Raw genomic sequence first — 25,002 nt, 5'->3', positions numbered from 1 at the left:
CATTTCGGGACGGTTTTGAACCCACCTTGTTCTGGAAGCGAATGATTTAGGAGACGCAACGCGCCTTTGATGTCGGGTGGGTCCAAACCGATCATCTGCACTTGGGGTCGCGCCGCTCATAGTATCTCGTCGCAGACCGCTTTGACCCTAGCTCGCAAGTCTGCTGACGTTGACAGCGCCTGCCCAGCCGTTATTGCGCTGCATCAATTGCACCATAGCCGCGGCGCCGCGCTGGATCGCTCGCCCGCTGGCACCAGCTCCAGGGGAGACGATCACCATGACCGCTGTGGGACAGGATACGCTCGGCACGCGCGACACGCTGGCTGTCGGTGGCAAGAGCTACGCCTACTACTCGCTCAAGAAGGCCGCCGCGAAGTTCGGCGACGTCTCGAGGCTCCCCTTCTCGATGAAGGTGCTGCTGGAAAACCTGCTCCGTTTCGAGGACGGCGTGACGGTGACCACTGACGACATTCAGGCAATCGTCGACTGGCAGAAGGACAAGGGCAAGTCTGAGCGGGAAATCCAGTATCGTCCGGCACGTGTCCTCATGCAGGATTTTACCGGCGTCCCCTGCGTGGTCGATCTCGCTGCGATGCGCGACGCGATGAACGCGCTCGGCGCGGATGCCGCCAAGATCAATCCGCAGGTGCCCGTCCACCTCGTCATCGACCACTCGGTGATGGTCGACGAGTTCGGCACACCCAAGGCATTCGAGGACAATGTCGAGCTCGAGTATCAGCGCAATATGGAGCGCTACGACTTCCTGAAATGGGGCAGCAAGAGCCTCGATAACTTCAAGGTCGTCCCTCCCGGCACCGGCATCTGCCACCAGGTGAATCTCGAGCACGTCGCGCAGGCCGTGTGGACCAGCGAGGATGCCAGCGGCGCGACCGTCGCATACCCCGACACCTGCGTCGGCACGGACAGCCACACGACGATGGTCAATGGCCTTGGCGTGCTCGGCTGGGGCGTGGGTGGTATCGAGGCCGAGGCTGCAATGCTCGGTCAGCCTGTCTCCATGCTCATCCCCGAAGTGGTCGGCTTCAAGCTGACCGGCGCGCTGGCCGAGGGCATCACGGCGACCGATCTCGTGCTCACCGTCACCCAGATGCTGCGCGCCAAAGGCGTGGTCGGCCGCTTCGTCGAGTTCTTCGGGCCGGGCGTCTCCGCGCTCAGCCTCGCCGACCGCGCGACGATCGGCAATATGGCGCCGGAATATGGCGCGACCTGCGGTTTCTTCCCGATCGACGGCAAGACGCTCGACTACATGCGCCTCACGGGCCGTGACGAAGCGCAGATCGCCATGGTGGAAGCCTATGCCAAGGCGCAGGGCTTCTGGCATGACGGCGCCAGCGATCCCTTCTTCACCGACACGCTGGAGCTGGACATGGGATCGGTGCTGCCAAGCCTCGCCGGCCCCAAGCGCCCGCAGGACAAGGTGCTGCTCGATCAGGTGGACGACGTGTTCAACACCGATCTCGAGAAGGTGTACAAGAAGGGCGTGCCGGAACGCGTCGCGATCGAGGGCGAAGACTACGACATCGGCGATGGCGATGTGGTGATCGCCGCAATCACCAGCTGCACCAATACGTCCAACCCCTCCGTGCTGATCGCAGCGGGTCTCGTCGCCAAGAAGGCAGTCGAGTACGGCCTCAAGCCAAAACCATGGGTCAAGACTTCGCTCGCTCCGGGCAGCCAGGTCGTCACCGATTATCTGGAGAAGGCCGGCCTTCAGGATTATCTCGATCAGGTCGGCTTCAACCTCGTTGGCTATGGCTGCACGACCTGCATCGGCAACTCCGGCCCGCTGGCCGAACCAATCAGCAAGGCGATCAACGGCAACGACATCGTGGCCGCCTCCGTCCTTTCGGGCAATCGCAACTTCGAAGGTCGCGTCAGCCCGGATGTGCGCGCCAACTTCCTCGCTTCCCCGCCGCTGGTCGTCGCCTATGCGCTCAAGGGCACAGTGACGCAGGACTTCGTCGCCACCCCGATCGGCACCGGCAAGGACGGTCAGGACGTCTATCTCAAGGACATCTGGCCCTCCAATGACGAGGTTCGCTCGGTGATGGACGGCGCGCTGACCCGCGAGATGTTCGAGAGCCGCTACGCCACCGTCTTCACTGGTGATGCGCGCTGGCAGGCGATCGATGTGACGGGCACGGCGACCTACAGCTGGCGCGCGGGCTCAACCTATGTCGCCAACCCGCCCTATTTCGAGGGCATGACCATGACCCCGGCACCGGTTACCGACATCGTCGATGCCAAGCCGCTCGCGATCTTCGGCGATTCGATCACGACCGACCACATCTCTCCGGCCGGTGCGATCAAGGCGACCAGCCCGGCAGGCAAGTGGCTCTCCGAGCATCAGGTGGCCCAGGCGGACTTCAACAGCTACGGATCGCGCCGTGGCCATCACGAAGTGATGATGCGCGGCACGTTCGCCAACATCCGCATCAAGAACCTGATGCTGGACGGGATCGAGGGCGGCATGACTCGCTACGCCGGCGAAGTGATGCCGATCTATGACGCGGCGATGAAGCACAAGGCGGACGGCACGCCGCTCGTCGTCATCGGCGGCAAGGAATATGGCACCGGCTCCTCACGCGACTGGGCGGCCAAGGGCACCAACCTGCTGGGCGTGCGCGCCGTGATCGTCGAAAGCTTCGAGCGCATCCACCGCTCCAACCTGGTGGGCATGGGCGTCCTCCCGCTCCAGTTCAAGAATGGCGAGAGCAAAGATACGTTCGGCTTCACCGGCGACGAGAGCTTCACCATCACCGGTGTCTCGGGCCTCAAACCCCGGCAGGATGTGGAGGTGCAGGTGACGCGGGCCGACGGCTCGACCTTCAGCTTCACTGCGCTCTGCCGCATCGATACGGTCAACGAGCTGGACTACTTCCTCAACGGCGGCATCCTGCAATATGTGCTGCGGAAGCTCGCAGCCTGAGGGCAGTCCGGTCATATTCGATTTAGCGAAAAGGCGGTCTGGAAACGGGCCGCCTTTTTCGATTCCGCCGCGCTAAGTGACCAGCTTCATCAGCGTGGCAATGCTGTCCGCCTCTTCCGCCGGTTTGTCGGTGCGGATGCGGTGAATTCGGGGGAAGCGCATGGCAAGGCCGGATTTGTGCCGTTTGCTTGCGTGGATGGAATCGAAAGCGACCTCCAGCACCAGCGTCTTCTCCACTTCACGCACGGGCCCAAAGCGCTTGACCGTGTTCTGGCGCACGAATCGGTCCAGCTCCTTCAGTTCGGCGTCGGTGAAGCCGGAATAGGCCTTGCCGACGGGCAGCAGTTCACCCGCATCCGTCCAGCAGCCGAAGGTATAGTCCGAATAGAAGGACGAGCGCTTGCCGCTGCCGCGCTGGGCATACATCATCACGCAGTCAGCCGTGAGCGGATCGCGCTTCCACTTGTACCACAGGCCAGTGCGCCGCCCAGGCACATAGGCACTGTCCCGCCGCTTGAGCATCACGCCCTCGATCGCGGCATCGCGTGCTCCGGCGCGAAGATCGGCCAACGCATCGAAGTCGGCCGCGCCGATAATAATCGACAGATCGAACCGCATGGGATCGAGCCGGGGCACCAGCGCCTCCAGCCGCGCGCGACGCGCCGTCCATGGCTTTTCGCGAAGATCTTCACCCCCCTCGATCAACACATCGTAGAGGCGGACGAACACGGGATATTCCGCCTGCATCTTCTCGCTGACCAGTTTGCGGCCAAGGCGCTGTTGAAGGGCGTTGAAGCTGGCGGCAGCGCCACCATGTTCCGCCGCTCCTTGCGCTTCTCCGCGCACCAGCAACTCACCATCCAGCACGGCGTCGATCCCGATCGCCCCGGCAATTTCCGGGAAGGCGCCGGTAATGTCGTCCCCGCCCCGGCTGTAGAGCCGCACCGCGCCGCCTTGGCTTACGATCTGCACTCGAATGCCGTCCCACTTCCACTCCGCCGCGTAATCGGCGAGGTCGAGCACGGTGTCCTCCAGCGGATGGGCGAGCATGAACGGCCGGAAATAGGGCACGCCTTCCGGATCCGGGCGCAGCCCCTTCCCTTCCGCCCATGCGAAGAGCGGCGCATAGGGCGGAGTCAGGGCGTGCCAGACCTCCTCCACTGCATCCGCCTCCAGCCCAAACGCGAGCGCGAACCCGGTCTTGGCCAAGCGCGCGGAGATGCCCACACGCATCCCGCCCGTGGCGAGCTTCACAAGCGCATAGCGCCCCTCCGCGTCCAGCCGATCCATGAACGCGGCGACCAGTGCGGGAGCATGAGCGCGGCTCGTGGCGCGCAGGGCGTCGACCACTTCCGAGACGCCGGGTGGGTCGGGCTGCTGGCCGGGTGGCTCCGGCCACATCAACGCGATCGTCTCTGCGGTGTCGCCGACATAGTCACGGCTCAGCGCGAAGAGCACCGGGTCGCAGCGTTCTTCGATCATGGCGCGAACCTGCGCAGGCTTGACCGCCGCGATGTCCAGCGCACCCGTGAGCGCGGCGAGAGCCCAACCGCGATCCGGGTCAGGCGCCTCGCGCATGTAATCGGCGATGAGCGCCAGCTTGCCGTTGCGCGAGCGGGTATAGACGAGACCGTCGATCAGGGCGGCGAAGCGCTGCATTAGGCGGTGTGGACCCTTTCCGCATGAGCCGGGGTGGCGCGATGCGGGATGAAGGGCAAGGAGCTCTGCGAAATGCGGGGCTTGCCCCCCGGATGAGTGGAGCGACGAAGCCATTTGCCCGCATCACGCCATCCGAAGGACTTGGCCCAAAAGGCCGTGGGCGGCGTCGTTCGCTCGTTCAATAGTCCCACTATTCGCCTCGCTCTCTTCTGGCCCACGGCCTTTTGGACTCAAGCCGCGGCCAGGTGGAAAGGATCCACACCGCCCTAGTCGTCCTCATCCTCATAGCCGATCAAGGCGAGCGCGCGTGCGCGGCGCTGGTGCATGGCGCACCAGTGGAGCAGCGCATCCTCGCGTCCATGCGTGATCCACGTCTCGGCCGGATCGACTTCCTCGATCGTCCGAGTCAGCTCGTCCCAATCGGCATGGTCGGAAATGACCAGCGGCAGCTCGACGTTGCGCTGGCGTGCGCGCTGGCGAATGCGCATCCAGCCCGAAGCCATGGCGCTGATCGGATCGGGCAGGCGGCGACTCCAGCGATCATTGAGCGCGGAGGGCGGACACAGGATGATTGCGCCGCGCAACGCCTCCTTCGATGGCGCGTCCGACACCAGACGCAGCTCTCCCAGCGGGACGCCCAGCTCTTCGTAAAGTCGGCACATGCGCTCCAGCGCGCCGTGCAGCCAGATGACATCATGATAGCCGGCCCGGCGCAGCTCCGCGATCACTCGCTGCGCCTTGCCCAGCGCATAGGCCCCGACAAGGACGCAGCGCTCCGGATTTGCCTCACGCGCTTCGAGCAGCCGTGCGATTTCCTCTCCGATCGGCGGATGCCGGAAGACAGGCAGCGCAAAAGTCGCCTCGGTCACGAAGATGTCGCATGGCGTCACCACGAACGGCGGGCAGGTCGGATCGGGCCGGCGCTTATAGTCCCCGGAAACGATGACTCGCTCGCCGGCATGAGCGAGGAGTATCTGCGCTGAACCGAGCACATGGCCTGCGGGCAGAAAAGTGGCGGTGACATCGCCGCCCAGCGCGATCTCCTCGCCGTAACCCACGGAGCGCGCATGCTCCTCTGGCGCGCCGTAGCGCAGCGCCATGATGGCAAGCGTCTCCGCCGTAGCCCACACCTGACCATGGCCACCACGCGCATGATCGGCATGACCATGCGTGACAAGCGCCCGGGCGCGCGGCTCGGAGGGATCGATCCACATGTCGGCCGGGCGGACGTAAATGCCCGTAGGCTGCGGCTCGATCCAGTGGGCAGTTGCCATGACGGCAATATGGGTCGAGGCGTGGAATTGTTCCATAATTGGCTTGGCGCGGGAAAATCGGCAGGCGCCGATTTATGAGGCTTGCGGCGCCTGCGGCGCTGTGGTCAATTTCGCTTCGCAGCATTTTCCCTGGGGGCATCATCTATGGCGACCGCGTTCAGTAGCTCTCAATCGAAGCTTACCCCTGAACGGTTGCTGGAAGTGCTGGTCCACCGGATCGGCAAGGATGAACATGCTGCACTGCCACACGACTGGCTGGCAGCGACCATCTATGCCTTGCGCGACGACATTATCGAACGGTGGATGACCTCTTCCCGCCAGGCCGTCGCCGATGGATCGAAGCGCGTTTATTATCTCAGCCTCGAATTTCTGATCGGTCGCCTGCTGCGCGATGCACTCGCCAATTTGGGGGTCAACGAAGAGGTGAAAGCCTCTCTCGCCGAACATGGCGTAGACCTCGACATGATCGAGGAGATCGAGCCGGACGCAGCGCTTGGCAATGGCGGCCTGGGCCGGCTCGCGGCCTGCTTCATGGAGAGCTGCGCGAGTCTGGACATACCGGCTTATGGCTACGGTATCCGCTATGTGAACGGCATGTTCCGCCAGCGCATCGCGGACGGCTGGCAAGTCGAGTATCCCGAAACCTGGCTCGCGCACGGTAACCCCTGGGAGTTCGAACGGCGCGAAAGCAGCTACCGCATCGGGTTCGGTGGAGAAGTGAACGGCGAGGCGGATGGCGCGGTGGAATGGAAGCCCGCCGAAACGCTCGTCGCGACCGCTGTCGATACGCCCGTCGTTGGCTGGCGCGGCAAGCGCGTCAACACGTTGCGGCTCTGGACGGCACGCGCCGTGGACCCGATCCGTCTCGACGCCTTCAACGCAGGCGATCATGCCGGTGCACTTGCCGATCAGGTGCGCGCCGAGAGCCTCGTGCGCGTGCTCTACCCCGCCGACTCGACTCCGGCGGGGCAGGAACTGCGCCTGCGGCAGGAATATTTCTTCTCCTCCGCGTCCATCCAGGACATCGTCCGCCGCCATGTCCAGTATTTCAAGGACATCCGCACCCTGCCGGACAAGGTGGCGATCCAGCTCAACGACACGCACCCTGCAGTTTCGGTCGCGGAACTGATGCGTGTGCTGATGGACGGGCACGGCCTTGATCTGGAGGAAGCCTGGGACATTACCAGGCGCACGGTCGCCTACACCAATCACACGCTGCTGCCCGAGGCGCTGGAAAGCTGGCCGCTGCCTCTGTTTGAGCGCCTGCTGCCCCGTCATATGCAGATCGTCTATGCGATCAATGCCATGGTGCTGCGCGAGGCGAGGACGAAAAATATGGGTGATGGCGCCATCGCGGCCATCTCCATCATCGAGGAAAGCGGCGAGCGGCGCGTGCGTATGGCGAACCTGGCGTTCACCGGCGCGCACAGCGTCAATGGCGTGGCAGCGCTCCATACCGAGCTGATGAAGCAGACCGTCTTCGCGGATCTGCACGCGATGTTCCCCGATCGGATCAACAACAAGACCAATGGCGTGACTCCGCGCCGCTGGCTCTTCGAGTGCAATCCGGGTCTCACGGCGCTCATCCGGGAGTCGATCGGCGACGCCTTCATGGACGATGCTGAGAAGCTGGCCGACCTCAATGCGCTGGCGGACGATAAAGCGTTCGGCGAGCGCATCGCTGCTGTGAAGCGCGCGAACAAGGCGGCGCTCTCCGATTATCTCCGCCATCACATGAATGTGCGGCTCAATCCGGACGCGCTGTTCGATGTCCAGATCAAGCGCATCCACGAATATAAGCGCCAACTGCTCAATCTCGTCGAGACCGTGGCGCTCTACGACCAGATCCGCAGCCACCCGGAACGCGACTGGACACCGCGCGTTAAAATCTTCGGCGGGAAGGCGGCGCCCAGCTATCATAATGCCAAGCTCATCATCAAACTGGCGAACGACATCGCGCGGCGAGTCAACAGCGATCCCTCCGTCGGCGGGCTGCTCAAGGTGGTGTTCGTGCCCAATTACAATGTGACTCTGGCTGAGAAGATCATGCCCGCAGCCGATCTTTCCGAGCAGATCTCCACGGCAGGCATGGAAGCGTCCGGCACCGGCAACATGAAGTTCGCGCTCAATGGCGCTCTGACGATCGGCACGCTGGATGGCGCCAATATCGAGATCAAGGACCATGTTGGCTATGACAATATCGTGATCTTCGGCCTCACTGCCGAAGAGGTCGCGGAGCGGCGGGCCAATGGCTATGCGCCGCGCGAAATCATCGAGGAATCGCGTGAGCTTCAGCAGGCCGTCAATGCCATTGCCTCGGGTGTCTTCTCACCAGACGATCCGGACCGCTACAAGGATCTGATGGCTGGCCTCTATGACCATGACTGGTTCATGGTCGCCGCCGACTTCGACAGCTACACGGCCGCGCAGCGCTCGGTCGACGCACGCTGGCAGGACCGGGCGGGCTGGAACAGATCCGCCATCCGTAACATCGCCAATGTCGGCTGGTTCTCATCCGATCGCACCATCGGGGAATATGCGCGCGATATCTGGGGCGTCATGTGAGGCCACCCCGGGCGGCGATAGACGCCCTCCTCTCGGGCACCCATGCCGACCCTTTCTCGCTGCTCGGGCCGCATGAAGGCCCAAAAGGCGTTCACGCCCGCGCCATAGTACCGGGCGCGGAGACGCTCGAAGCCCATAGTCTTGCCCAGCGCAAGCTGGGGACGCTGGACTGCATCGACCCGCGAGGCCTGTTCGAAGGGACGGTCGAAGGCGAGCGCCAGCCGATCCGCTACAAGGCGACCGGCGGCGGCACGGAATGGTGGGTGACGGACCCATACAGCTTCGGGCCGGTACTGGGTCCGCTCGACGACCTACTGATTGCGCAGGGCACGCACTTCCGTCTGTTCGACAAGATGGGCGCGCACCGCATCACGCACGAGGGCGCGGAAGGCTTTCACTTCGCCGTATGGGCGCCCAATGCCCGGCAGGTCAGTCTGGTGGGCGATTTCAACGACTGGGATCCGCGCAGGCACGTGATGCGCCACCGGTCCGACATCGGCGTGTGGGAAATCTTCCTACCGGACATCGGAAAGGGCCGCGCGTATAAATATCACATCGTCGGCGTCGACGGAGCGATCCTTCCGCTCAAGGCCGACCCCTTCGCCTTCGCCAGCGAGTTGCGCCCGAGCACAGCCTCTCTCACAGCCGAGCCCGCCAAGCCGGACTGGGGAGATGACGCCCATCGTGCCCATTGGGCATCGGTCGATCCGCGCCGCGTGCCGATCTCGATCTATGAAGTGCATCCCGGCTCCTGGGATCGGGATGAAAATGGCTGGTTCCTCTCATGGGATGCGCTGGCCGACCGGCTCATCCCGTATGTGCTCGATCTGGGCTTCACGCATATCGAGTTCCTGCCCGTCTCCGAGCATCCCTATGATCCCTCATGGGGCTATCAGACGACCGGCCTCTATGCGCCGTCGGCCCGCTTCGGCGATCCGGCAGGTTTTGCCCGCTTCGTGGATGGCGCGCATCGGGCCGGCATCGGCGTCCTGATCGACTGGGTGCCGGCGCATTTCCCGACAGATGCTCACGGCCTCTCCCGCTTCGATGGGACTGCGCTCTACGAGCATGAAGATCCGCGGCTGGGCTTCCACCCGGACTGGAACACCGCGATCTACAATTTCGGTCGGCGGGAAGTGGCGAGCTTTCTCCTCAACAACGCCCTGTTCTGGGCCGAACGTTATCATATCGACGGGCTGCGCGTGGATGCGGTCGCTTCCATGCTCTACCGCGACTACAGCCGCAAAAGCGACGAGTGGATCCCCAACGATCAGGGTGGACGCGAGAACTGGGAGGCCGTGGAATTTCTGCGCGCTACCAACCGCGCCCTCTATGGCGCGCATCCGGGCATCTTCACCGTCGCTGAGGAGTCCACGGCCTGGCCCGGCGTAACGCTGCCGGCGGATGAACGCGGCCCGCGCGAGTCGCTGGGCTTCGGCTTCAAGTGGAACATGGGCTTCATGCACGACACGCTCCAGTACATGGCGCGCGACCCGGTGCACCGCCGCCACCATCATGACGACATCACCTTCGGCCTGATGTACGCCTTCGCCGAAAATTTCGTGCTGCCGCTCAGCCATGACGAGGTGGTCCACGGCAAGGGCTCGCTGCTCGCCAAGATGTCCGGCGACGACTGGCAGCAATTCGCCAATCTGCGCGCCTATTATGCCATGATGTGGGGATATCCCGGCAAGAAGTTGCTCTTCATGGGGCAGGAATTCGCGCAGCGCGGCGAGTGGAGCGAGGAGCGCGCGCTCGACTGGCATCTGCGGCAGTTCCCCGCGCATGAGGGCGTGCACAGCCTCATTCGCGACCTCAACCGGCTCTATCGCGAGGAACCGGCCCTGCACGCGCGCGACTGCGAGGTGGAGGGGTTCGACTGGCTGATCGTCGATGACGCAGCAAACAGCGTCTTTGCGTGGCAGCGCCGCGCACCGGGTGCCGCACCGGTCGCGGTCATCGCCAATATGACGCCCCAGATCCATCATGACTATCATGTGCCACTCCCCTCGCCCGGCCGCTGGCGCGAGGCGCTGAACAGCGACAGTGCCAGCTATGGCGGGAGCGGGGTGGGCAATCTGGGCAGCGTCGTCGCGGACGCCCATGGAGCCCAAATAACACTACCGCCGCTTGCGACCCTCATTCTGGTCCATGACGGCGAATAGCGAGGAGAGACCAATGACCGAAAGACCCGGCCAGCCGCTCGCGCGAGACGCCATGGCTTATGTGCTCGCCGGGGGACGAGGCAGCCGCCTGATGGAGCTGACCGACAATCGCGCCAAGCCGGCGGTCTATTTCGGCGGCAAGACGCGGATCATCGATTTCGCCCTGTCCAACGCGATCAACTCCGGCATCCGCAGGATCGGCGTCGCGACCCAGTACAAGGCACACAGCCTTATTCGCCATCTGCAACGCGGGTGGAACTTCCTGCGGCCCGAGCGCAACGAGAGTTTCGACATCCTCCCCGCCTCGCAGCGCATCTCCGAATTTCAGTGGTATGAGGGCACGGCCGACGCGGTCTTCCAGAATATCGACATCATCGAGGCTTACGCCCCAAAATATGTTGTGATCCTTGCCGGCGACCACATCTACAAGATGGACTATGAGCTCATGCTCCAGCAGCATGTGCAGCAGGGCGCGGACGTGACGGTCGGCTGCCTTGAAGTGCCCCGCATGGAGGCGACCGGCTTCGGGGTGATGGCCGTCGACGAGACGCACCGCATCACGAGCTTCGTGGAGAAACCCAAGGATCCGCCCGCCATGCCGGGCAAGCCGGATGTCGCGCTGGCATCCATGGGCATCTACGTCTTCACCACGGAATTTCTGGCCGACCAGCTCAGGCGCGATGCCGATACGCCGGGAAGCAAGAGGGACTTTGGCGGCGACATCATTCCTTATATCGTCAAGCACGGTAAGGCGGTCGCGCATCTCTTCTCGCAAAGCGCGATTCGCGCTGCGCAAGAGATCGACGAATATTGGCGGGATGTCGGCACGATCGACGCCTATTGGGAAGCTAATATCGACCTGACCGACGTGGTGCCGCGCCTCAACATGTATGACCGCGAGTGGCCGATCTGGACTTATTCGGAGATCACCGCGCCTGCCAAGTTCGTGCATGACGTGGAAGGGCGGCGGGGCTCGGCGACCCAGAGCCTTGTCTCGGGCGATTGCATCGTGTCGGGCAGCAAGGTGACGCGCAGCCTGCTGTTCACCGGGGTGAAGACCGGCAGCTGGTCCGAAATGGATGAGGCCGTGATCCTGCCTTACAGCAACATTGGTCGGCATGCTCGCCTGTCGCGCGTGATTGTCGACCGCGGTGTGCGTATTCCCGAGGGACTGGTGGTGGGTGAGGATCCGGAAGAGGATGCGCGCCGGTTCCGCCGGTCAGACAATGGCATCTGCCTGATCACCAAGCCGATGATCGACCGGCTGGAAAGCTGATTAGACTTGTCCTGATAAAGAACGGGCGCCGCCAGCTTCAGCCGACGACGCCCGACATTGTACTTTGAACGCTTAGGTTCGCTGCCGGCTCAGGCGTGGCTGAGCGCCACCTTGCTCACCCGGCGACGCAGGGCCGATCCGACCAGACCAAAACCGGCGATCATCATTGCCCAGGTTGCAGGCTCAGGGACCGCAGGAATCGGCGTGCCGCCCTGCTCCGTGAAGAAGCCCACAGTGTGATTATCCGATTCGTAGCCGCCAACCGTCGGACTCTCGGAGAACGTCACCTTATCGAAGGTGCCGTCGACATTGTAGAAGTTGAGGAAGGCATAGGGCTGGGCGCTGTTGTTGCCGGTGAAAGGCGAATCGGGATTACCGAAGTAAGCGGGCAGACCGCTCACCATCGCCAACACGTCCGAAGGTGTGAAAGTGAAGAGCGTCGTCCCTGCCTTGGAGAACGTCAGCGTATTGCCGCTGTCGAGCGCCGACAGCCAGAAGCCGAAATAGTTGATGCCCTCAGAATTCGTCGTGCTGAGGCTGAGCGAAAAGCCGCTCGTTGTCGCCGTGCTCGCGAAGTTGCCGCTGCCGCCCGCCCCGCCATATTGATTGGCTGCGAGGATATCGACGCCCGTGTACGTGCCGGTGATGACGCCGCCCGTGCCGAAGTCCGTGACGAAGGACTGGTTGTTCCCGGTACTGCGGGAGTTGAAGGTCTCCTTGCCGGAGAACGAAAAGCCCGCCGTCGAATTCTGGACGGTCGGTGCTTCGATCGTCACATTGAACGTGTCAGCCTGCGCTGCGCTTGTACCAACAATCGCGGCGGCAATTGCCGCCGACGCCCACAAATACTTCATTTTCGGTCTCCCACATCCCTGTTGATCGCTCCTATACCGCTAAGCTGGACGCGAAACGAATCCATTTACTATTTCCTAACCATCCCCTGTTTCAATTTGACGCAATAGACGGCAGGGTCTGCAATGTTGCCCGGATTTTCGTCGGGCAGCGCCCATGTTTTTAAGGCCAGCCTCCTCGCCAGGAGGCCGCAGCAAGGTTGAACTGTCCAGGTGAGTCGTCTCTCCGTTCTCTCAGTCGCTTCGGAATGCTGGCCGCTGGTAAAGACCGGCGGTCTTGCAGATGTCGCCGGCGCTCTCCCTGCCGCGCTCGCACCCCATGGCGTGGACATGACCCGCATGGTGCCGGGTTACCCGGCCGTCATGAAGACGATCGGCCGCGCACGAACGCTGCATGCCTATAACGATCTGCTTGGCGTGCCCGCCCGCATCGTCACTGCTAAACATGACGGGCTGCCCATCGCCGTGCTCGACGCGCCGACGCTCTTTCAGCGCAGTGGCGGGCCGTATAGCGATGTCAACGGACACGACTGGAGCGATAACTGGCTGCGCTTCGCGGCGCTGTCGAAAGCTGCAGCCGACCTTGCCTCGGGCATCGTCGGCAAGGGCGGCTATGACATTCTCCATGCTCATGATTGGCAGGCGGGACTGGCGCCGGCCTATCTGACCTATGGCGAGACGCCCCGCAGACCCGCCAGCGTGATGACAGTCCACAACATGGCCTTTCAGGGCATGTTTGGCGCCGATATCTTCCCAAGACTTGGCTTGGCGCATCAGGCCTTCTCGATAGAGGGCGTCGAATATCATGGCGGCGTGGGTTATCTGAAAGCCGGAATGGCGCTTGCCGACGCAATCACGACTGTCAGTCCGCGTTATGCGGAGGAGATCCGCTCCAGTGAGTTCGGCATGGGCCTAGAGGGGCTGGTGCGTGGCCGCGCCGACCGGGTGCATGGCATCGTCAACGGCATCGATCCCGCTGTGTGGAACCCTGCGCACGACCCCGCGCTGGCTGCGACCTACACACCCAAGACGCTTGCGAAGAGACTCGCCAATAAGCGTGCGGTCGAAGCGGCTTTCGGGCTGGATAGCGACGAAGGCCCGCTGTTCATCGTCGTCTCGCGGCTCACCTGGCAGAAGGGCATGGACGTGCTGGTCGAGGCGATCGACCATCTCGTCGGGCTGGGTGGCCGGCTTGCGCTGCTGGGTTCGGGCGACGCGGCGATCGAAGGCGCGCTGCACGCCGCTGCCGGGCGCCACCCCGGCCGGATGGCGATCCGCACGGGCTATGACGAGCCGCTCTCGCACCTGATGCAGGGCGGCGGTGACATCATCCTCGTGCCCTCCCGATTCGAGCCCTGCGGCCTCACGCAGCTCTATGGCCTTGCCTATGGCTGCGTGCCGCTGGTGGCGCGCACGGGCGGCCTCGCGGATACAGTGATCGACGCCAATGCCGCCGCGCTCGCCGCGGACGCCGCTACCGGGCTGCAGTTCGCTCCGGTCAGCTATGCCGGTCTGTCTGAAGCGATCAGCCGCGCCATCCGGCTTTATCACGACGAAGCGACATGGCAGCGCATCCAGAAACGGGGCATGGCCGCCGATTTCAGCTGGGCCGCGAGCGGGCGCGCTTATGCCGATCTTTATTTAAATCTCTCCGGGAAACACGCATCCACATGACTGACATTCGCATGGTCCCCTCGGCGCCTTTCGAGGGCCAGAAGCCCGGCACATCCGGCCTGCGCAAGAAGGTGAAAGTCTTCGCGCAGCCCAACTATGCGGAGAACTTCATCCAGTCCGTCTTCGATGTCGTGGACGGCAAGGAGGGCGCGACGCTCGTGATCGGCGGCGATGGACGCTATCACAACCGCACCGTCATTCAGGCTGCGATCCGCATCGCAGCGGCCAATGGCTATGGCACCGCGCTGGTGGGACAGGGCGGCCTGCTCTCGACTCCGGCGGCAAGCCATCTCATTCGCCTTAACAAGGCGTCAGGCGGCCTCGTGCTTTCCGCCAGCCACAATCCGGGCGGGCCGGACGAGGACTTTGGCATCAAATATAATGTCGCCAATGGCGGCCCCGCGCCCGAGAAGGTCACCGACGCGATCTATGCCCGCACGCAGACCATTGATCGCTGGCTGACCGTCGATACACCCGATGTCGATCTAGACGCGATCGGCGAAACGCTAGTTGGTGGCATGACAGTGAAAGTCGTCGACTCGGTCGCCGACTATGCGGCGCTCATGGAAACGCTGTTCGACTTCGACGCGATCCGGGCAGCGGTTTCCGGTGGCCTCACCATGGCGTTCGACGCGATGAGCGCGATCACCGGACCTTATGCACACGAAATCCTCGAGAAGCGTCTCGGCTTCGCTGCCGGCACCGTCCGCAACGGCACGCCGCTGGAGGACTTCGGCCACCATCACCCCGATCCCAATCTCGTTCATGCCAAGGCACTCTACGACCTGATGATGAGCGCGGACGCGCCGGACATCGGCGCGGCATCTGATGGTGACGGCGACCGCAACCTCATCATCGGCAAGGGCCGTTTCATCACGCCATCGGACTCGCTGGCAATGCTTGCGGCCAACGCGCATCTGGCCAAAGGCTATGCTGCGGGCCTGAAAGGCATTGCCCGCTCCATGCCGACCAGCGCCGCGGCAGACCGCGTGGCGGAAGCAATGGGCCTGCCCTGCTTCGAGACGCCTACCGGCTGGAAGTTCTTCGGCAATCTGCTCGACGCCGGCATGGCGACCATTTGCGGCGAAGAGAGCGCAGGCACTGGCAGCGACCATGTGCGCGAGAAGGATGGCCTGTGGGCAGTGCTGCTGTGGCTCAACATCCTCGCGGTACGCCAGCAAAGCATCGATGCACTGGCGCGCGACCATTGGGCGAAGTTCGGGCGCAATTATTATGCGCGCCACGACTATGAAGGCGTGGAGACGGACAAGGCCAACGCCCTGATCGCCGACCTGACCGCCGCGCTGCCAGCGCTGCCCGGTGGGCGCTTCGGCCCGCTGACGGTCGCGGCGGCAGACAGCTTCTCCTATGATGATCCGGTCGATGGATCGGTGAGCGCCAATCAGGGTCTGCGCGTGCTGTTCGAGGGCGGGTCGCGCATCGTCTTCCGCCTCTCCGGCACTGGCACGGAAGGCGCAACGCTGCGCGTCTATATCGAGCGCTACGAACCGGCGGACGGTAATCTGGATGCGCAGACACCGGACATGCTGGCGGACCTGATCACTGCGGCGGAGGCGATCGCCGGCATCGGGAAACATACGGGACGCACTGCGCCCGACGTCGTGACGTGAGAGCGGACGCACTGCCGCACGCCTCTGCCCTTGGCGCGACACTGACGGACACAGGCGCGCACTTTCGCGTCTTTTCTCACAATGCCGCCGCGATGACGCTCTGCCTCTTCGTGGAAGGTGGCGAGACGCGCGTGCCCATGGTCAGGACCGGCGACACATGGGAAGGGGAAGTGCCCGGTGTGACGACCGGCGCGCTTTATGGCTACCGCGCGGATGGGGAATGGGCTCCGGAAAATGGTCACTGGTTCGACCCCACCAAGCTCCTGGTCGACCCCTATGCCACCGCGCTCGACAAGCCGTTCGTTTACGATCCTCGCCTGAGCATAGGTGGCGAAGACACTGCAGACCTCGTGCCGCGTGCGGTGCTGGAAGCCCCCCTGCCCGACCTGCCGCGAGAAGCCCCGCGCTTCACACCGGGCGGCCTTGTCTATGAGCTGCATGTACGCGGCTTCACCATGCTGCACCCCACAGTGCCCGAGGCGGTACGCGGCACGGTGGCGGCACTCGCGCACCCGGATGTCATCGCGCACCTGCAGCGCCTGCATGTCTCGGCCGTTGAGCTGATGCCGATCGTGGCCTGGATCGACGAGCGCCACCTGCCTCCACTCGGCCTCAGCAATTATTGGGGCTATAATCCCATCGCACCAATGGCGCTCGACCCGCGCCTGTGCCCAGGCGGCATGGCCGAACTGCGCGAGACAGTGAGTGCGCTGCACGAGGCTGGCATCGGCGTCATCCTTGACCTCGTGTTCAACCATAGCGGCGAGAGCGATGTCTTCGGCCCGATCATCGGGATGCGCGGTCTCGACAACGCCACTTACTACGCACGCGATACCGAGGGTCGGCTCATCAACGACACCGGCACCGGAAACACGCTGGATTTCGCTCAGCCCGTCGTGCGGCGGATGATGCTCGACACGCTGCGGCACTTCGTGCGCGGCGCGGGCATTGACGGCTTCCGCTTCGATCTCGCCCCGGTGCTGGCACGCGCGCCGGGCTTCGAACGGGATGCGCCCGTCTTTTCCGAAGTTGCCGCAGACCCTTTGCTCGCTGACCGTATCATGATCGCCGAACCATGGGATGTGGGACCGGGCGGCTACCAGCTCGGCAATTTCCCGCCCAACTGGCTGGAGTGGAACGACCGCTACCGCGACGATGTGCGGCGCTTCTGGCGGGGGGACGAAGGCGTGGGCGCCTTAGCCACACGGCTTGCCGGTTCATCCGACATTTTTGGCCCCCACACCCGGAGCGTCAATTTCCTCGCCGCGCATGACGGCTTCACGCTGGCCGACACGACAGCTTATGAAACGCGGCACAACTGGGCCAATGGCGAGGAAAACCGTGACGGCCATGGCGAGAACTTCTCATGGAACGGCGGGGCGGAAGGGCCGAGCAACGACCCGGCAGTCCTCGCCCGGCGCGACGCCGACCGACGCGCGCTGCTCGCCACGCTCTTCGCCTCGGCGGGGGCGATCATGCTCACAGCGGGCGATGAATTCGGTCGCAGTCAGCAGGGCAACAATAATGCTTATTGCCAGGACAATCCGCTAGGCTGGGTCGATTGGGAAGCGCTGGACGAAGGATTGCTCGCCTTCGCGCGGGATTGCGCCGAGCGGCGGGCGGCGTCGGGCGATGTGCTCGCATCCTTTCCCGAACCGGGCGAATGGTTGCGGCTCGACGGCGCACCGATGACAGTGACGGACTGGGAGAACCCGGCGACTCCCGGCTTCATTTACCGGAGCCTGCCGCCTGCATCGCCCTTTACCCTGCGGGTCGACCGGGAGAAACGCACTGTCCGCTTCGGAAAGACCACGACATAGACTGACGAGTCAGGCGCGAGGCGGCGCGCTTCACCCTGCCAGCATGGCCATCTGGGCGCGCATCATATCGAGATTGTGCCGGGCGAGGTGGCTACCCCGACCATAGACGCTGCCCTCCAGATCCGGCCGCTCGCCAATCTCCAGACAACGCTCCCACGCTGACCGGGCTAGGGGCAACCACTGACCGAGTGCCTGCGGCGGATCCGCCACCGCCTGATCGAGCAGGAGATTGCCGAGAACGAAGAAGAAATCCGGCGAGTCCTGCCATGTTCCGATTTCCCGCTCCGCAAGAGCGAGCGCAGCGGAGAGCTGACCCGAGCGGCTCATGCAATGGAGCTGGCGCACCAGCAGCGCGTGCCGCCAATTCGCGTCCGCAGGCGTATGCTCCCACGCCCGGTGATACCAGCCGCTCGCCTCTGTATGATCCCCTCCCCGTTCGGCCTCCGTGCCGAGCTGGTAAAGCAGATACGGATCGTGGGGATTATCCTCCAGATCGCACATCAGGAGCGCAATATTGCGCCCCCGCTTGCCCTCGCTCTGCGCCTCGAGATAACCATCATGCCCGATGCGCAGGCTAAGGCGATGCCGGGGTAGCCGCGACATGGGCTGCTCGTGGATGCGCCCTTCGTAACGAACGCCCCGCGGGAGGAGACGCACGATCCAGTTGCGGCCCGAGGGAAGCGGCGCGCCGGGCGCAGCGCCATCGGGCTGATCGAACATGCTTTCGATACAGGCTGCACCCAGCCAGGGCGGGCCGCTGCACCATTGGCGCAGCCCCTCCCCGCCCGATGCGATCCATTCGTCGGCGTCAATCATGAGCGCCCAATCGGCGTTGGCTAAGTCCAGCAGATGATTGCGCGCGACCGAAAAATCGTCCGGCCAGTCCATATGATGGACCTGCGCGCCGCACTGCCGGGCCAGATCGGGTGTCCCGTCGCGCGAACCGGTATCCAGTACGACCATATGGTCGACCCACGGGCGGACGCTTTCCAGGCAGCGAACGATGCATCGCGCTTCATCGCGCGCGATCATAGTCGCGACAAGGCCTTTGCCGACACTGATCACGACAAGACGCTTTCCGCCACAGCACTCGAAAAATGCAGGATCGCAAGACTGGTCATGTCTCACATGTGCCACAGCCAAGCTAAAATGCTGTTAAATCCGTCTTTCTTTCTGGTTTACGTCGAATCGTATCCTATATGATGCTGCCTTGCAACAGTTGCGGTAGTCCGTTTAATTTGTCGGACAAATCGAGCCAAAAACTGCGAGCCTGCTACTTTCCTTGTGTTTATCAAGAGCATACGAGCGTGCGATCGTTCCGCACCCCTTTTTAGCGGGTCGGTTACGTTTTCAAGAACGCTCCAAGCACAACGCGCAATTCGCAAGCGCGTCATTTCCTCAGGAAGGGTTGCAATGGCATATTTGGGTTCGACTGGCCGCTCTGGCGTCCGATCATTTTTTGTGAATGGTAGCGCTATCGCGCTCGCCGTTTCCGCGCTGACCTCCCCCGCCCTCGCCCAGGACGCTACGCCAGAGGCCGCCACGGCCGCGCCGGCCCTGCCCCAGACGCCCCAGGACAGCGCTGACACCAGCGACATCGTGGTCACCGGTTCGCGCATCGTTTCGAGCGGCTTCAACGCTCCGACGCCGACGACCGTGATCGGCGAGAACCAGATCGCCGCCAACGCGCAGCCCAACATCTTCACCACGATCGCGCAGCTTCCCTCGCTGCAGGGCTCGAGCGGCACGCAAACCAATACCTTCAGCACCTCCAGCGGTCAGCAGGGCCTCAGCTCCTTCTCGCTGCGCGGCGTAGGCGCGATCCGCACGTTGACGCTCCTTGATGGTCAGCGCGTGGTCGGGGCCAATGTGACCGGCGTTCCCGACATCAGCCTTTTCCCCCAACTCCTGGTTAAGCGCGTCGACGTGGTGAATGGCGGCGCGTCCGCTTCCTACGGTTCTGACGCCGTTGGCGGTGTGGTGAACTTCATCACCGACACACGCTTCGAGGGGTTCAAGGGCAACATTCAGGGCGGCATTACCGACTATGGCGACGACGAGAGCGTCCTGGTCCAGCTCGCTGCCGGCAAAAGCTTCTTCGACGACAGGGTCCACTTCGTCGTCAGCGGCGAGTATAGCGATGAAGCAGGCGTTGGCCCTGGCCCCTACGGCATCGGCCTGGCCGGTGGGCGCGACTGGTTCATCCAGCGCACACTGGTGGACCGCAACATCTTCAATGACGGTAATCCGCAGCTGGTGATGCGCGACTATGCGCAGTCGACCGGCTTCACGAAATATGGCCTGATCACTGCGGGCCCGCTTCAGGGCATCGCGTTCGATCAGTCCGGTCGGCCGTTCCAGTTCCAGTACGGATCGAATGGTGTACCGGCGCGCAACGCTGCGGGTTCGGTGATCGGTTGCGACTTCGGCTTCTGTCAGGGCGGCGACGTTTCGGGCAATGTGGACTCCGGCCGCTCGATCAAGTCGAGCATCGAGCGCTTCAATGCCTATTCGCGCCTGGGATATGATTTCGCGCCGAACAACGAGGTCTATGTCACCGTCAATGTCGGCCGGGTGAAGACGCAGAACCAGCCGATCAACGGCCAGAACCGCCCCAACCTGACGATCCAGTGCGAAAACCCCTTCGTGCCGCAGATCGTGCGTGATCAATGCGACGCGGCAGGCATCACCAGCTTCCGCTACGGCACCAGCAACGCGTCGCTGGGTAACACCCAGGTTTACACCAACCGGCGCCAGTATCGCTTCGTCGCCGGCGCCAAGGGACGCGTACCTCTGGGCGGGACGGACTGGTCCTATGACGTGTATTATCAGCACGGCACCAACTACAGCGACATCGACGTGACCAACATCCTGCTATCGCGCCGCTTCGATCAGGCGATCGACGCGATCAGCCTGAACGGCAGCATTGTCTGCCGCGATCCCGTCGCCCGTGCCAATGGCTGCCAGCCGCTCAACATCATTGGTGGCTCGCCTTCGGAAGCGGCGCTGCGCTATGTCCAGCCCGCAAATGGCCCCTATCAGCGCACGCGCCAGACGCAGGATGTCGCCAGCTTCAACTTCTCGGGCCAGCCGTTCGATCTCTGGGCCGGTCCGGTCTCGATCGCGTTCGGCGGCGAGTGGCGGCATGAATATTATCGCGTCACCGCTGATCCTTATGGTGCAGGCGGCGCCAATACCGCGTTCAATGCCAACTATCCGTCCGACCCGGTCCTGCTGGCCGATGGCGTCAACTGGTACGCGGGCAACTATCGCAATGGCCAGGGCGCCTACAGCGTGAAGGAGGGCTATGTCGAAGTCGACCTGCCGCTCTTCAACTCGGATGGTGCAGGCCGCGCCAACCTCAACGGTGCCGCGCGCGTCACCGACTACTCCACTTCCGGCACTGTCTGGACCTGGAAAATCGGCGGCACCTGGGAACTGCCTGTGGACGGCTTCCGCCTCCGCGGCGTGACCTCGCGCGACATTCGCGCACCTAACCTGTCGGAGCTGTTCGCAGCACCGGTCACCACCACGCTGCCGAACTTCTTCGATCCGTTCAACAATCGGAACGTGCTGGCGCTGCAGTATACGGTCGGCAACCCCGCCCTGACTCCGGAAAAGGCGCGCAACACGACTGCCGGTATTGCCCTCTCGAACCCGTCCTGGCTCCCCGGATTCAGCGCGTCGTTCGACTGGTACAAGATCAATATCGACGACGTGATCGGTAGCCTTGGTGCCGGCGATATCGTCAACTACTGCTATAGGGGCATTCTCCCGCAGACCTGCAACTCGTTCAACCTGAGCAATCCGAACGGGCCGAACTTCATCAACGTCCAGTCGTTCAACTTCGCTTCGATCAAGACCGAGGGCTTCGACATCGAGGCGAGCTACCAGTGGCGCAATCCGCTGGGCTTGCCGGGCACCTTCATCGTGCGCGGACTGGCCACCCATGTGGCAAAGTACGTGACCGACACGGGTCTGCCGGGCACGATCCCGAACGATCAGGCGGGACAGAATGTCGGTGCGATCCCGGACTGGAAGTGGATGGCGACGCAGACCTACACGAACGATCAGTTCTCGATCTTCCTGCAGGAGCGCTGGTTCAGCGACGGCGTCATCAGCAACAATTACGTCGAGTGTGAGCCGGGCACCTGCCCGACCTCTACGGGTATCAACCAGACCATCAGCCCGAAGGACAATTTCCTTCCCGGCGCCTTCTATATGGATATCGGCGGCACTTATAACATCACGCCGCAGATCTCCGCTTACTTCAAGGTCGACAACTTGTTCGACCGCGATCCTGCGATCATGCACATTTTCTCCAACCCCGCACTCTATGACGCGCTGGGCCGGACTTATCGTGCAGGTGTCCGCTTTAAGTTCTAAGAATAGCAATAGGGGCCGGGCGAGCCACACCGGCAAACGCCCTGCCCCTGGGCTGAAATACAAACGGCGACTCCTGCATGTCAGGAGTCGCCGTTTGTATTTGTAGCCGGCAGCACATCGCTGCCGGCCATTCAATCAGGGAAGATCAGTCCCGGAACATCAGCGGGGCCATCTGGTAGAGGCTGCGCCGCCACGAGAGAAACTCGTGCGCAGTGTCAGGCGAGACGTAGAAGACGCTGTTGAGGCCGGCGGCCTTCAGTGCTTCCGCGTTCGCCTTGGGATCGGGGCGCGGCGCACCGTTCGCCGGAGCACGCGCGTTTCCGCCCGACAGTTCCTTGCTGCCATAGCTCACGAAGACCAGCTTTACCTTGTCCTTGAAGCCGGGGGTGCTGTTGACGTCTTCCATCGAAAAGGTGCCGCCGCTGAGCAGGCCGATATGGGAGAACTTGTCGAGATTCTTGGGCGCGATCGCCTTGGTCTCGAAGCCGCCCATGGACAGACCCGCCATTGCCCGGTGGGGCTGGTCGGCGAGCGTCCGGAAATTCGCATCGACATAAGGGATAAGCTCGTTGATCAGCACCGTCTGGAACGGCTTGATATCGAAGCTGTTGATCGCGCCGGGCCGAGCGTCATTGGTCATGCCGTAGGTCATCACGATGATGAACGGCCGCGTCTTTCCGGCGGCGATCAGATTATCCATGATGAGATTGGCGTGGCCCTGATTGGACCAGGCGGTCTCGTCCTCACCCCAACCATGCTGTAGGTAAAGCACCGGGTAGCGCGTGCTCTGGTTCTTGTCATAGCCCGGCGGCGTGTAAACGAAGGCCCGGCGCGACGTGTTGGTGCTGGGCGAGGGGAACAGGATCTGCTGAACATTGCCGTGCGGCACATTCTTGAGCGCATAGAAGTCGGCATCATGCGCCGGGATTTCGATGCCGCTCTCCCAGCGGACGCCGCCGTAGAAGTTCAGCGCACCCGGATCGTTGAAGGTGCCGCCGTCAACATTGAGATGGTAATAATGGAAGCCCTCATCGAGCGGACCTTCGGACGTGCCCACCCAGACGCCATCCGCGCCCTTGGTCAGCGTCGTACCGCCGCGTCCACCCAGACCCAGGCTGGCCCGGACGCTCTTTGCGTCAGGTGCGACAACCCGAAAGCGCACATAGCCCTGCGAATTGACCTGCGGATACTCCTGACCCGGCTGGTTGAGGGAAGAGGGCTTGAAGTCTTCCTTGACTGCCGGAGCGGCGGCAGAGGCAGGACTTGCAGGAGCGGGGGTTTGCGCCGAGGCTGACCCGACACCCACGGCGGTGGCCAGCAATAAGGCAAGCATTCGTTTCAAAAGACATCTCCCCAAGGCAAATGAAGGCTCTCGGCCCCTCTTCGGGAAGAATTACCCCGACTAATAGGGGACTTCAAGAACGCTTCGGAGAATAACGCGGGCAATGGAATCCCACGCAGCCTGCGGCCTACTCCATACGATTCAGGATGTTGGCAATGTCCGCAAAAGCGAACGCCACCGAGCTGTCGGCAAGGCCATAGGGCAGGAAAAGCGTCGGCCCCAATCTCATCGCACCGCAGGTATAGACCACGTTGGGCACATAGCCTTCCCGATCATGATCGGCGGCTGCGAGCAGAGGCTCAGGCGTACGTGCAAGCACCTTTCCGGGATTATTCTTATCGAGCAGCGCGGCACCGAGGGCATATTTGCGCATCGGGCCAACGCCATGAGTGAGCAGCAGCCAGCCTTCATCCAGCTCGATGGGGGCGCCGCAATTACCAATCTGAATAAATTCCCACGGATAGCGCGGTTCCAGCAGCCGCGTTCCACCTGACCAGTCCGTAAGCTGATCGGACTCCAGGAGGAAAAGATTCTTACCGTCCTGACGGCCGATCATGCGGAAGCTGCCGTCGATACGGCGCGGGAAAAGCGCCATACCCTTGTTGACGGCGGCGGCACCATCCATCGGCGTGAGGGAGAAGCTGCGGAAGTCGCGGGTTCGCAGAAGCTCCGATCGGATCGCGCGGCCACTATAGGCCGTGTAGGTGCCGATCCATTCCCGCGAGCCATCGTCATGATCGAAGGGTGTGAGCCGCAGATCCTCAAGACCGTTGGCCTGCGCGGGCGTAACGGGAAAAATGACCGTACCGGACAAGGTGCTGTCGAGATCGCGCTCGACGACGATGGTGCCGTCGGTATCGGGCGTCTGCGATCGGGCGACCGCCGCCGTCGCCACCGGAGGAGGGGGCGCAAGCGAGAACATGCCGTCCGAGCTGACCAGCCCTTCGCGAAACGCGACGGAACTGATGTGGCCTTCACCCACGGCGCGCAGCGACATGATGAACCGCACTGTGCCGGGAGCGAGGCCCGACTGATCGGGATGCGGTACAATCGACGGGTTCATCAGTGCCGCTGCCTGATAGCTATATTCATGGCAGAAATATGCGCCGATCAGCTGACGCTGTGCCGCCGAGTAATCCTCGGGATTGAGCGATAGGTCGTTCGCCACCTGCTCGAAACGAGTCTCGAACACCCGCGTAATCTGCCAGTGCCGCCGGTCGAAATCGCGGAACACTTCCGCGAGCGCCTTTTGCACGGCCGCCTCGTCCATGCCGAGAATATCGCTGACGAGCCGCGCACCACGGCTTGATGCCGTGCCAAGCGCCTGCCATGACAAATGAAAGGGCCGGACCACGACCCGCGCCGGGTCCGCCGTCAGGCGTTGATCGAGTCGGCGGAATATAGGCAAC

Annotated in this window: 14 protein-coding genes; 8 read left to right on the top strand and 6 right to left on the bottom strand. The window is 63.1% G+C overall.

Annotated features, from left to right (window positions below; translation table 11 throughout):
* Positions 1-277: 277 nt before the first annotated feature.
* On the top strand, positions 278-2,950 hold the full coding sequence (acnA, locus tag ACNAOH_RS08860; RefSeq protein WP_443969828.1) for an aconitate hydratase AcnA: 2,673 nt from the start codon (positions 278-280) through the stop codon (positions 2,948-2,950).
* A 72-nt stretch (positions 2,951-3,022) separates the two neighbouring features.
* Here acnA and ACNAOH_RS08855 read toward each other — a convergent pair whose 3' ends face one another.
* Together ACNAOH_RS08855 and ACNAOH_RS08850 are read right to left on the bottom strand one after the other, a co-directional pair.
* On the bottom strand, positions 3,023-4,609 hold the full coding sequence (locus ACNAOH_RS08855) for a cisplatin damage response ATP-dependent DNA ligase (RefSeq protein ID WP_443969827.1): 1,587 nt from the start codon (positions 4,607-4,609) through the stop codon (positions 3,023-3,025).
* 266 nt (positions 4,610-4,875) lie between these two features.
* Positions 4,876-5,883, bottom strand: a complete 1,008-nt coding sequence (locus ACNAOH_RS08850) for a ligase-associated DNA damage response exonuclease (RefSeq protein WP_443969826.1) — start codon at positions 5,881-5,883, stop codon at positions 4,876-4,878.
* A gap of 144 nt (positions 5,884-6,027) precedes the next feature.
* On the opposite strand from ACNAOH_RS08850, the gene ACNAOH_RS08845 reads away from it, so the two are divergent.
* The 3 genes from ACNAOH_RS08845 to glgC are packed head-to-tail and all read left to right on the top strand — an operon-like array spanning position 6,028 to position 11,889.
* A complete protein-coding gene (locus ACNAOH_RS08845) occupies positions 6,028-8,448 on the top strand; it encodes a glycogen/starch/alpha-glucan phosphorylase (RefSeq protein ID WP_443969825.1) in 2,421 nt (806 codons plus the stop codon).
* Entirely contained in the window at positions 8,445-10,613 is a 2,169-nt protein-coding gene (gene glgB / locus ACNAOH_RS08840) for a 1,4-alpha-glucan branching protein GlgB (RefSeq protein ID WP_443969824.1), read from the top strand. The genes ACNAOH_RS08845 and glgB overlap by 4 nt, the downstream gene beginning before the upstream one ends.
* Positions 10,614-10,626: 13 nt before the next feature.
* Positions 10,627-11,889: a glucose-1-phosphate adenylyltransferase gene (glgC, locus tag ACNAOH_RS08835; protein ID WP_443969823.1), complete on the top strand. Its 1,263-nt coding sequence runs from the start codon at positions 10,627-10,629 to the stop codon at positions 11,887-11,889.
* 89 nt (positions 11,890-11,978) lie between these two features.
* Here the strand turns inward: glgC and ACNAOH_RS08830 are convergent, their stop codons facing one another.
* Positions 11,979-12,743, bottom strand: coding sequence for an Npun_F0296 family exosortase-dependent surface protein (locus ACNAOH_RS08830; RefSeq protein ID WP_443969822.1), 765 nt, complete (start codon positions 12,741-12,743; stop codon positions 11,979-11,981).
* Positions 12,744-12,953: 210 nt separating this feature from the next.
* On the opposite strand from ACNAOH_RS08830, the gene glgA reads away from it, so the two are divergent.
* From glgA to glgX, 3 genes are read left to right on the top strand one after another with little or no spacing between them, the layout of a single operon-like run.
* Positions 12,954-14,414 (top strand): glycogen synthase GlgA, encoded by a 1,461-nt coding sequence (glgA, locus tag ACNAOH_RS08825; protein ID WP_443969821.1) that lies wholly within the window; start codon positions 12,954-12,956, stop codon positions 14,412-14,414.
* On the top strand, positions 14,411-16,045 hold the full coding sequence (locus tag ACNAOH_RS08820) for an alpha-D-glucose phosphate-specific phosphoglucomutase (RefSeq protein WP_443969820.1): 1,635 nt from the start codon (positions 14,411-14,413) through the stop codon (positions 16,043-16,045). The genes glgA and ACNAOH_RS08820 overlap by 4 nt, the downstream gene beginning before the upstream one ends.
* Entirely contained in the window at positions 16,042-17,865 is a 1,824-nt protein-coding gene (gene glgX, locus ACNAOH_RS08815; RefSeq protein ID WP_443969819.1) for a glycogen debranching protein GlgX, read from the top strand. Before ACNAOH_RS08820 ends, glgX begins: the two co-directional genes overlap by 4 nt.
* A 30-nt stretch (positions 17,866-17,895) precedes the next feature.
* Here the strand turns inward: glgX and ACNAOH_RS08810 are convergent, their stop codons facing one another.
* Positions 17,896-18,930, bottom strand: coding sequence for a glycosyltransferase (locus tag ACNAOH_RS08810; protein WP_443969818.1), 1,035 nt, complete (start codon positions 18,928-18,930; stop codon positions 17,896-17,898).
* 348 nt (positions 18,931-19,278) lie between these two features.
* Between ACNAOH_RS08810 and ACNAOH_RS08805 the strand changes: the two genes are divergently transcribed.
* Positions 19,279-22,251, top strand: coding sequence for a TonB-dependent receptor plug domain-containing protein (locus ACNAOH_RS08805; protein ID WP_443969817.1), 2,973 nt, complete (start codon positions 19,279-19,281; stop codon positions 22,249-22,251).
* Positions 22,252-22,396: 145 nt separating this feature from the next.
* On the opposite strand, the gene ACNAOH_RS08800 is transcribed toward ACNAOH_RS08805, so the two are convergent.
* Entirely contained in the window at positions 22,397-23,584 is a 1,188-nt protein-coding gene (locus ACNAOH_RS08800; RefSeq protein WP_443969816.1) for an alpha/beta hydrolase, read from the bottom strand.
* Positions 23,585-23,720: 136 nt separating this feature from the next.
* On the bottom strand, positions 23,721-25,001 hold the full coding sequence (locus ACNAOH_RS08795) for a glycoside hydrolase family 130 protein (protein WP_443969815.1): 1,281 nt from the start codon (positions 24,999-25,001) through the stop codon (positions 23,721-23,723).
* Position 25,002: the final 1 nt, after the last annotated feature.

It is taken from the genome of Sphingobium sp. CR28, from assembly GCF_052327305.1.
In the GTDB taxonomy this organism is placed as follows: Bacteria; Pseudomonadota; Alphaproteobacteria; order Sphingomonadales; family Sphingomonadaceae; genus Sphingobium.
The sequence above is the reverse complement of the archived record's forward strand: the minus strand, read 5'-3'. Positions and strand labels throughout refer to the sequence as shown.